This is a genomic window from Achromobacter sp. 1011791174, from assembly GCF_059760925.1.
This window is the reverse complement of record NZ_JCBANH010000146.1, coordinates 1-9,934: the sequence shown is the minus strand read 5'-3', so window position 1 is coordinate 9,934 and position 9,934 is coordinate 1. Positions and strand designations below refer to the sequence as shown.

The window sequence follows — 9,934 nt, the reverse complement described above, 5'->3', positions numbered from 1 at the left end:
GCCGCGCCCGAGGGCGCGGCCACCGTGCATCAGTTGTCGAAGCCGACCTTGTCGACCAGCTCGCTGGCCTGCTTGCGATGCTTGGCGATTTCGGTCAGGGGCAGCGGGTCGATCTTGAGCTCGCCGAAGCTGGCGATCACGGGGTCGAGCTTCACGCCCTTGCGCACTGGGTATTCATAGTTGGCCTGGGCATACAGCGCCTGGGCGGGCTCGGACACCAGGTAATCCAGCAGTTTAATGGCGTTGGCCTTGTTGGGCGCATGCGCGGCCACGGCGGCGCCGCTGACGTTGACGTGCGTGCCGCCGCTCTTGGCGTTGGCGAAGGTCGGACGGATCACCTTGATGGCGTCGCCCCACTTGCGGGCGTCGGTGCCGGCTTCGGCGTTCTTCATGTGGCCCACGTAGTAGGCGTTGGCCAGGCCGATGTCGCAGATGCCGCCCAGGATGTCGCGGGCCACGTCGCGGTCGCCGCCGGCGGCCTTGCGGGCCAGGTTGGCCTTCACGCCGCGCAGCCATTTCTCGGTGGCTTCGGCGCCGTCGTGCGCGATCATGGAGGCGATCATCGCGGTGTTGTAGGGGTGCTGGCCGGAGCGGATGCAGACCTTGCCCTTCCACTTGGGATCGGCCAGGTCTTCATAGCGGAAGGATTCCAGCTTCAGGTCTTTTTCGACGTACAGCACGCGGTCGCGCAGCGACAGGGCGTACCACTTGCCGTCGGCGCCGCGCAGGTTGGCGGGGATGACGGATTCCAGCGTTTCGGACTTGACCGGCTGGGTCACGCCGCCGTCGACCAGGTCCAGCAGGTTGCCGATGTCCACGGTCATCAGCACGTCGGCCGGCGACTTGGCGCCTTCGGCCTTGACCCGCTCGAGCAGGCCGTCCTTGACGAAGACGGTGTTGACCTTGATACCGCTTTCCTTGGTGAAGGCGTCCAGCAGCGGTTGGATCAGCTTGGGCTCGCGGGTGGTGTAGAGGCTGACTTCCTCGGCGGCCTGGGCCTGCACGGCGAAGGCGGCGGCGCCGGCCAGGGCCAGGACGCGCAGCAGGGAATTCAGTTGGGGACGCTTGGACATGAAACAACTCCGGCAAGAGGGCGCGGGAAGGGCGGCCTTCCTGCGAGGTGTGCCTGCGGCCTGAGCACATGGCCGGGCCGCATAACGAAAATGATTATCAAATGGAAGTGCGACGATACCAGGAAGATTTCCACCGTTCAACTGCGCGTAAGGAGGTGTGACCGGCGCTTGATCCCCATCAATACGGCATAAGCGTATTACAGAATAATGAGAGCAATTATCATCGAGACCCTGTAGAATAGGGTCAACCCTAATGCCGACCGCCGCCTTTTCACTCTTGCCAGCTTTTGAGTGCGGCTCGGAAACCATCCTCGCGGAGCGCGGACGGGCCGCAAGCCCGGCAACGCCGAACCGCCCATAATTGATACGACATGGCTGCTTTCAATACTGAGCGCGTGCTGAGCGTGCACCACTGGAACGACACCCTGTTCTCCTTCACCACCACGCGTGACGCGGCCTTGCGGTTCCACAACGGCCACTTCGTCATGATCGGCCTGGAAGTCGAAGGCAAGCCGCTGCTGCGGGCCTACAGCATCGCCAGCGCGAACTACGAAGAAAACCTCGAGTTCCTGAGCATCAAGGTGCAGAACGGCCCGCTGACGTCGCGGCTGCAGCATCTGAAGGAAGGCGACACCATCCTGGTCAGCCGCAAGCCCGTCGGCACGCTGGTGGTCGACGACCTCAAGCCCGGCAAGCACCTGTTCCTGTTCGGCACCGGCACCGGCCTGGCGCCCTTCATGAGCATCATCAAGGATCCGGACGTCTACGAACGCTTCGACAAGGTCATCCTGGTCCACGGCGTGCGCTGGGTCAGCGAGCTGGCCTATGCCGACTTCATCGGCAACGAGCTGCCCAATAACGAATTCTTTGGCGAGATCGTGCGCGACAAGCTGGTCTATTACCCGACCGTCACGCGCGAGCCTTTCCGCAATCAGGGCCGTATCACCGAACTGCTGGAAAACGGCAAGCTCTGCCAGGACATCGGCATTCCCCAGATCAACCCCGAGACCGACCGCGCCATGATCTGCGGCAGCCCGCATATGCTGGCCGACATCAGCGCCATGCTGGACGCGCGCGGCTTCACCGTGTCCCCGGGTGTGGGACAGCCGGGTGACTACGTGGTGGAACGCGCGTTCGTCGACAAATAAAGCGCCGCGCCGATCCCGCCGCACAGCGTGTTCGCCGAAGTACAAAAAGCCCATCGCATGCGATGGGCTTTTTGCTGGGCGCGGCGTATATCCGACCCACGCCGCGCGGCCGGTACGCGGAGCACCGGGCGCCGCGCATGCCGGCGCGTCGTGCTCACTCGGGCTGGATCCCCGCCTTCTTGATGATGTCTCCCCATTTCGCCGCTTCCGCCTGCTGGAAGCGGGCCAGCTCTTCGGGCGTGGAGCTGGCGGGGTCGGTGCCCGTCTGCGCATAGAACTGCTTGGCCGGCCCGCTTTGCGTGGCCTTGACCAGCAGTTCGTTCAGGCGCCTGGCCACGTCCGGCGGCGTGCCCGCCGGCGCGTAGGCCGCGAACCAATAACCCATTTCATAGCCCGGCACGCCGGCTTCCGCGATGGTCGGCACCTCGGGCGCCAACGGCGAGCGGGCCAGTCCCGTGACGCCCAGGGCGCGCAGCTTGCCGGACTTGACCTGGGGCAGGCCGGTGGCGGTGTCGGTGATCATCATGTCGATCTGGCCGCCCAGCAGATCCGTGACGGCCAGCGGATTGCTCTTGTAGGGTACGTGCAGCAGCTGCACATTGGCCATCTGTTGCAGCAGCTCGCCGGCGATGCGGCTGCTGGAGCTGCCGCTGCCGAAGCTGAGCTTGCCGGGCGACTGGCGCGCCTGCGCGATAAAGTCGCCGACGCTCTTGGCCGCCGAATTCGGATTGACCACCATGATCTGGCCGCCCTTGCCCAGCAGCGTCAGCGGCGCATAGTCCTCGACGGGCCGGTAGGTCAGCGTCTTGTACAGATGCTGGTTGGCGGCGTGCGTGGTGTTGGTGGTGATGAGCACGGTATAGCCGTCGGGCGCGGCGCGCGCGGCGGCGGCCGCGCCGATCATGGCGCTGGCGCCGGGCTTGTTCTCGATCACCACGGCCTGGCCGGTCTGCTCCGTGACGCCCTGGCCGATGGCGCGCCCGATCTGGTCGGTGGCGCTGCCGGCCGCGAAGGGCACGATGAAGGTGATGGGCTTGGCGGGGAAGGACTGGGCCGAGGCGGCCAGCGGCAGGGCGGCTGCCAGCAGCAAGGCGAGCCGGTTCCGAAGGGGCGTGCGCATCGTGTGTCTCCTGTGTGTGTTCTTGTGGGGTGGATCAGGCGGCCGCCGGGCGGTCGCCGGGTATGTCGGGCAGACGGGCCGCCAGCGCGGGGCTGACCTGCACCGTCATGTCCAGCAATCGGAAGGACAGGCTCTTGCCGTGAGCGTCCAGGTTGAGCGCGTCGTTGACGCCGCCATCCAGCGCGTTTTCCAGCACGAAGTTCATCGCGTGCAGGCTGGGCAGCAGATAGCGGACCACGCGGCGCGGATGGCGGCTGGCGAACCAGGCCGCCACGCGGGCTTCGCTGACCTGGGCGGCCAGGATCGCGTAGCATTCCGGGTCCCAGGCGATCAGGCTCAGGTTCGAGATGTCGCCCTTGTCGCCCGAACGGCCATGGCCGAGGCGATACAGGGGCACGCTGACGAGGTCGGCGCTCATTGCGGGATCTCCTCCAGGAAGCGCCAGCCGGCGCGCACCGCGTCGCGCGGGATGGTGCAGGACATCATGTTCAGGCGCGGCCGCAGGGCGGTGCGCACGCCGCCGCCGCCGGCCGGGCCGCAGGTGTAGAGCGCGGTCACTTCGCGCAGCAGCCGTTCGGCCTGGGCGCGCTCGGCGTGCGTCGCGGCCAGGCGCAGGCGCACGTCGCGCGCCCGGCCTTCAGGCAAGCCGGCCAGCATGTCGCCGCCGTCGTCGCCCAGCACGCTGACCACGCCGATGAGATCGGCGCGCAGTCGCAGCGCCGCGCCCAGGCGCCGGCGCACGATGTCCGCCGCCTGCCGGGCACGCGCTTCGGCCTGCACGCCGGCGTAGGAAATCTCCGCCTCGGCCAGCCAGCCGCCGCGATAGCAGACGTTGACCTTCAGTTCATCGGGACGGGCATGACCGGTGACGCCTTGCACCGCCACGCGGTCGGCGCCCAGCTCGACCACGCGGGCCTGGCTCAGGTCGGCGGTCACGTCCGGCGTCAGATAGCGGGCGGGATCGTGGACTTCGTACAGCAGCTGTTCCTTGGCCGTGCGGGCATCGACCATGCCGCCGGTGCCGTCGGCCTTGCCGATGACGAACTCGCCATCGGACTGGATCTCGGCGATGGGGAAGCCGGCTTGGTGCAGATCGGGCACGTCCTTCAAGCCCGGCACGCTGAAGTAGCCGCCCGTGACCTGCAGGCCGCATTCCAGCATGTGGCCGGCGATGGTGGCGCGTCCCAGACGGGGCCAATCGGCCGCGTCCCAGCCGAAATGGGCCAGCGCCGGTCCCAGCGTCAACGAAGGATCCGCCACGCGGCCGGCGACCACGATCTGCGCGCCCGCGACCAGCGCCTGGGCGATCTCGGCCGCGCCCAGGTAGGCGGTCGCGCTGACCACGTCCAGGCCGTCCAGCGCCCCGCCCAGCCGTTGGCGCAGCAGGTCGCGCTGCCCGGGCGCGTCCAACGCATCGCCGTGTACCACCGCGATACGCGGCGCGGCCAGGCCCTGCCGCGCGGCCAGTTCCGCGATGCGCCGCGCCGCGCCCTGCGGGTTGGCCGCGCCGAAATTGCTGACGATGGCGATGCCGTGGCGCTGGCAGTCGCCCAGCACGGGGCCGACCAGATCATCCAGCAGCGGCTCGTAGCCAAGGCGCGGATCCTCGTTGCGCGCCAGCTGCGCCAGCGCCAAGGTGCGTTCGGCCAGCGTCTCGAAGATCAGCGTGCCGCCGCCGCGCGCGGCCAGCGTGCGCACCACGGCGGGCGCGCCGTCGCTGCGGTCGCCGGAGAAGCCGGAGGCGCAGCCGATATGAAGGGGAGAGCGGGGCATGGCGTTCATGGACGGGCACAGGTTGGGGGCCACTATAGGCAGCGTCCAGTCATCCGTAAAATAGAAAGATCAGATCAATTCATAGAGAAAAGCCATGAATCTCTCTGCCCGCCAGCTGCGCGCCTTCGTGGCCCTGGCCGACGAGAAGCACTTCACGCGGGCGGCGCAGCGCTGTCACCTGACGCAGCCCGCCTTCAGCGCCCTGATCCGCCAGCTGGAAGACAGCGCCGGCCTGCGCCTGTTCGACCGCGACACACGCAACGTCGAGCTGACGGCGGAAGGGCGCGTGCTGGAGGCCTCGGCGCGTCGCCTGCTCGCCGACATGGAACTGGCCATGGATGATCTGCGCGACCACGCCGCGCGGCGCCGGGGCCGGGTGACGCTGGCCGCGTTGCCGTCGCTGGCGGCGGGCTGGCTGCCCGGCCTGCTGGCGGGCTTCCGTGAGCGGCATCCCGGCATTTCGATCGACCTGCGCGACGCCCTGCTGGATCCCTGCCTGGACATGGTTCGCAGCGGGCAGGCGGATTTCGCGGTGGCCTCGGAGCGGCCGGACATGAGCGAGCTGGCGAGCGAATTCCTATACGCCGACCGCTATTTCCTGGTGTGCCGTGGCGATCATCCATTGGCTCAGGTGGAGCAGGCGCGATTGCGCGACATCGCGCGCTATCCTCTGATCCAGCTGGCGCGCGGCAGCAGCGTGCGCAAGCACCTGGACGTGGCATTAGGCGCGGCCGCGCCACCGCCGGTGTTCGAGGTGGAGCATCTGGCCACTGTGACCGGCCTGGTCAGGGCGGGGCTGGGCGTGTCGGTGGTGCCGGCGATGACATTGTTCCATTTCGGCGGCGAGGACTTGCGCATCGTGCCGCTGGCCGGACGCGCGCTGACGCGGCCCCTGCACTTGGTGCGGCGCGAGGGGCGCAGCCTGTCGGTGGCGGCGCAGGCCTTGTATGACCTGCTGCGGGAGCGGCGCGTCGAGCTGGGTGGAGAGGGATAGACTGGCGGGAGGCCCTATGGGACGGGCACAGGCCGGACATCATGCTGTCATCGGCGTGGGTAACATGACAAGGCCGCGGCCTTGCCGCCATCGTTTGCCGCGTCGCTTCAGTGGTGGACCCGCGCATCGTGGCGGCAAGCCGGAGCTTTCGCAATATGCTATTGGTGATTAAAATCCGATAGTTCAAGCATCTGTACGACCTTACAAGGATTCCGCCCATGAGCAAGCAAATCATCCACACCGACGCCGCGCCCGCCGCCGTCGGCCCTTACTCGCAAGCGGTCGCCGTCAGCGGCGGCAAGACGGTCTATCTGTCCGGCCAGATCGGCCTGGAGCCCGGCACCGGCGATCTGGTGTCCGAGAACTTCGACGCCCAGGTGCGCCAGGCGTTCGCCAACATGCAGGAAGTCATCAAGGCGGCCGGCGGCACGCTGGACAACGTCGTCAAGCTGACCCTGTTCCTGACCGACCTGGGCAAGTTCGCGGCCGCCAACGCCATCATGGCCGAGATCATTCCTCAGCCTTTCCCGGCGCGCTCCACCATCGGCGTGGCCAGCTTGCCCAAGGGCGCGCAGTTCGAGGTCGAGGCCATCCTGGTCCTGTAAGCACCACCGGGGCATTTCATTACCGAGGCGCGTTCCTCCATGCCGGCCGCCGCAGCGGCACCCAAGCGCGCGAGCGCTGCCAAGGGCGGCGCCGGCAAACCGCTGACGGATACGGAGCGCAAGCTCCGCAATCTGGGTCTGGTGTCGCCCGAAGACTTCGTGCTGCATTTGCCGCTGCGCTACGAAGACGAGACCCGCGTGGTTCCGATCGCCTCGTTGCGGCCGGGCTTTTCCGCGCAGGTCGAAGGCGAGATCACCAAATCCGAGGTCCTGTACCGCCCCAGGCGTCAGCTGACGGCCACGCTGGCCGACGACAGCGGCGAACTGCAATTGCGCTGGCTGAATTTCTACCCCAGCCAGCAGAAGCAGGTGACCGTGGGCAAGCGTCTGCGCGCGCGCGGCGAGGTCCGCGGCGGCCTGTTCGGCCGCGAGATGGTGCACCCGCGCATGGTCAACGCCGATGCGCCGCTGCCCACTGCGCTCACTCCCGTCTATCCCAGCACCGAAGGCCTGCCGCAGCTGACGCTGCGCCGCGCCATCGCGCAGGCGCTGGATCGCGCCGACCTGTCCGACACCTTGCCGCCGGTGGCGCGCGAGCGCTATGCGCTGCCGCTGTTCGAGCCCGCCATCCGCGCGCTGCACACGCCGGCGCAGGGCGAGTCGGAGCAGGCGCTGCTGGAACGGGTTCACCCGGCATGGCGGCGCATCAAGTTCGACGAGCTGCTGGCGCAGCAACTGTCGTTGGCCGCCGCCCGGGCCGCGCGGCGCGTCAAGGAAGCCGCGCCGCTGCCGCCCAGCGACGCGCCGGACGGGCTGGTGGCCCGGCTGTACGAAACCCTGCCGTTCAAGTTGACTGGCGCGCAGCAGCGCGTCGTGCGGGAAATCGCCGCGGACCTGGCGCAGCCGTATCCGATGCATCGCCTGTTGCAGGGCGACGTGGGCAGCGGCAAGACCGTGGTCGCGGCCATCGCCGCGGCCCAGGCCATCGCGGCCGGGGCCCAGGTGGCGTTGATGGCGCCCACCGAAATCCTGGCCGAACAGCACTTCCGCAAGCTCGCCGCGTGGTTGCAGCCGCTGGGCGTGAACATCGCCTGGATGACCGGCAGCCTGACGGCCAAGGCGCGGCGCGAGGCCGCCGCCGCCGTGGCCGAGGGCAGCGTGCAGCTGGTGGTCGGCACGCAGGCGCTGATCCAGGACCATGTCGAATTCCACCGGCTGGGCCTGTCCATCGTCGACGAGCAGCATCGCTTCGGCGTGGGCCAGCGCCTGGCGCTGACCAAGAAGGGCGAAACCGTGCGCGGCCGCATCGTGCCGCACCAACTCAACATGAGCGCCACGCCCATCCCGCGCACGCTGGCCATGACGTTCTTCGCCGATCTCGACGTGTCGGTCATCGACGAGCTGCCGCCCGGCCGCACGCCGGTGGTGACCAAACTGGTTTCGGACGCGCGCCGCGAGGAGGTCATCGCGCACATCGCCCAGGCGGCGCGCGCCGGCCGTCAGGCCTACTGGGTCTGCCCGCTGGTCGAGGAAAGCGAGGCGCTGGAATTGCAGACCGCCGTCGATACCTACGAAGGCATGCGGGCCGATCTGCCGGACCTGCGCATCGGCCTGGTGCATGGCCGCCTGCCGCAGGCCGAGAAGGCGGCGGTGATGCAGGCGTTCCGCGAAGGCGAGGTCGACCTGCTGGTGGCCACCACCGTCATCGAGGTGGGCGTGGACGTGCCCAATGCGTCGATGATGGTGATCGAGCACGCCGAGCGCTTCGGCCTGGCCCAGCTGCACCAGCTGCGCGGGCGGGTAGGGCGCGGCACTGCCGAATCGGTCTGCGTGCTGCTCTATCAGACGCCGCTGTCGCAGATCGCGCGCGAGCGCCTGCGCGCCATGTTCGAGACATCCGACGGCTTCGAGATCGCCCGGCGCGACCTGGAGCAGCGCGGCCCCGGGGAATTCCTGGGCACGCGGCAGTCCGGCATGGCGCTGCTGCGCTTCGCCGACCTGGAGACCGACGCGGCCATCGCCGAGGACGCGCGCGACGCGGCGGTCTGGCTGCGGGCCGAGCATCCCGACGCGGTCCAGGCGCACCTGGCACGCTGGATGCGCGGTCGCGAGGACTTCCTGCGCACCTAGATGAACCACCCTAAACTTTTCGCCGACGGCCCGCTGGCCGCCGCATAACCCGGGGGGCGTATGACTCTCACCGAACTCAAGTACATCGTGGCGGTGGCACGCGAGCGCCATTTTGGTCGGGCTGCGGAGGCCTGTTTCGTCAGTCAGCCCACGCTTTCCGTCGCCATCCGCAAGCTCGAGGACGAGCTGGGCGTGACCCTGTTCGAACGCGGCGGCGCCGAGGTCGGCGTGACGCCGATCGGGCAGCGCATCGTGGCGCAGGCGCAGAAGGTGCTGGAGGAAAGCGCCAGTATCAAGGAGATCGCGCGCCAGGGCCACGATCCGCTGGCCGGGCCGCTGCGCGTGGGCGTGATCCATACCATCGGTCCCTACCTGCTGCCGCGCCTGGTGCCCGAGCAGATCCGTCGCACGCCGCAGATGCCGCTGCTACTGCAGGAAAACTTCACCGTGCGCCTGGTCGAGTTGCTGCGCCAGGGCGAGATCGATTGCGCCATCATGGCCTTGCCTTTGCCGGAGGCCGGCCTGGTCATGCAGCCGCTATACGATGAACCCTTCGTGGTGGCCGTGCCCAACGACCATGAATTGGCGAAGCAGGCCGCCGTCGACGCGCAGGACCTGAAGCAACAGACCATGCTGCTGCTGGGCAGCGGCCATTGCTTCCGCGACCAGGTGCTGGAGGTCTGTCCCGAGCTGTCGCGCTTTTCCGCGGCCAGCGACGGCATCCAGCGCACCTTCGAGGGCTCGTCGCTGGAAACGATCCGCCACATGGTGGCGGCGGGCATCGGCGTCACCGTGCTGCCGGTGACCGCTGTGCCGGAGCAACCTCCCTCGAACAGCCTGCTGCGTTACTTGCCGTTCGAGGGCCAGGTGCCGGAACGCCGCGTGGTGCTGGCCTGGCGCCGCAGCTTTCCGCGACTCGCGGCGATCGAGGCGCTGGCGCAGGCCGTCTATGAATGCGGGCTGCCGGGCGTGCAGATGCTGGCGGGCGAGGTCACGGCAGAACAGGATTAGCCCACCCCCGAGCGCTCCCGCGCTCCCCCCTCAAGGGGGCATGCCCACGGACCGGAGAGTGACGGCCCACCCCCGCGCGC

9 protein-coding genes are annotated in these 9,934 nt (G+C 68.5%); 5 read left to right on the top strand and 4 right to left on the bottom strand.

Features of this window, described 5'->3' with window-relative positions; all coding sequences use genetic code 11:
- Window positions 1-29: 29 nt before the first annotated feature.
- A complete protein-coding gene (locus AC6LJ5_RS28945) occupies window positions 30-1,073 on the bottom strand; it encodes a Fe(3+) ABC transporter substrate-binding protein (protein WP_103274509.1) in 1,044 nt (347 codons plus the stop codon).
- A 371-nt stretch (window positions 1,074-1,444) separates the two neighbouring features.
- On the opposite strand from AC6LJ5_RS28945, the gene AC6LJ5_RS28940 reads away from it, so the two are divergent.
- Window positions 1,445-2,221, top strand: coding sequence for a ferredoxin--NADP reductase (locus AC6LJ5_RS28940; protein WP_103274508.1), 777 nt, complete (start codon window positions 1,445-1,447; stop codon window positions 2,219-2,221).
- 154 nt (window positions 2,222-2,375) lie between these two features.
- Here AC6LJ5_RS28940 and AC6LJ5_RS28935 read toward each other — a convergent pair whose 3' ends face one another.
- The 3 genes from AC6LJ5_RS28935 to AC6LJ5_RS28925 are packed head-to-tail and all read right to left on the bottom strand — an operon-like array spanning window position 2,376 to window position 5,114.
- Window positions 2,376-3,341 carry a Bug family tripartite tricarboxylate transporter substrate binding protein gene (locus AC6LJ5_RS28935; protein WP_392411086.1) on the bottom strand — a complete coding sequence of 322 codons (966 nt, stop codon included), beginning with the start codon at window positions 3,339-3,341 and terminating at the stop codon, window positions 2,376-2,378.
- Window positions 3,342-3,375: 34 nt separating this feature from the next.
- Entirely contained in the window at window positions 3,376-3,759 is a 384-nt protein-coding gene (locus AC6LJ5_RS28930; RefSeq protein ID WP_103274506.1) for an AtuA-related protein, read from the bottom strand.
- The gene (locus AC6LJ5_RS28925) at window positions 3,756-5,114 is read right to left on the bottom strand and encodes an acyclic terpene utilization AtuA family protein (protein ID WP_103274505.1); all 1,359 of its coding nucleotides are present in this window, start codon (window positions 5,112-5,114) and stop codon (window positions 3,756-3,758) included. Before AC6LJ5_RS28925 ends, AC6LJ5_RS28930 begins: the two co-directional genes overlap by 4 nt.
- A gap of 94 nt (window positions 5,115-5,208) precedes the next feature.
- Here AC6LJ5_RS28925 and AC6LJ5_RS28920 point away from each other — a divergent pair, with 94 nt between their 5' ends.
- The 4 genes from AC6LJ5_RS28920 (at window position 5,209) to AC6LJ5_RS28905 (ending at window position 9,854) form a co-directional block, all read left to right on the top strand.
- Window positions 5,209-6,108 (top strand): LysR family transcriptional regulator, encoded by a 900-nt coding sequence (locus AC6LJ5_RS28920; RefSeq protein ID WP_392411085.1) that lies wholly within the window; start codon window positions 5,209-5,211, stop codon window positions 6,106-6,108.
- A 218-nt stretch (window positions 6,109-6,326) separates the two neighbouring features.
- Window positions 6,327-6,713, top strand: coding sequence for a Rid family detoxifying hydrolase (locus tag AC6LJ5_RS28915; protein ID WP_103274503.1), 387 nt, complete (start codon window positions 6,327-6,329; stop codon window positions 6,711-6,713).
- A 39-nt stretch (window positions 6,714-6,752) separates the two neighbouring features.
- Window positions 6,753-8,843 (top strand): ATP-dependent DNA helicase RecG, encoded by a 2,091-nt coding sequence (gene recG / locus AC6LJ5_RS28910; RefSeq protein WP_498142306.1) that lies wholly within the window; start codon window positions 6,753-6,755, stop codon window positions 8,841-8,843.
- Between the two features lie 60 nt (window positions 8,844-8,903).
- Entirely contained in the window at window positions 8,904-9,854 is a 951-nt protein-coding gene (locus tag AC6LJ5_RS28905; RefSeq protein ID WP_103274501.1) for a LysR substrate-binding domain-containing protein, read from the top strand.
- Window positions 9,855-9,934 lie beyond the last annotated feature (80 nt).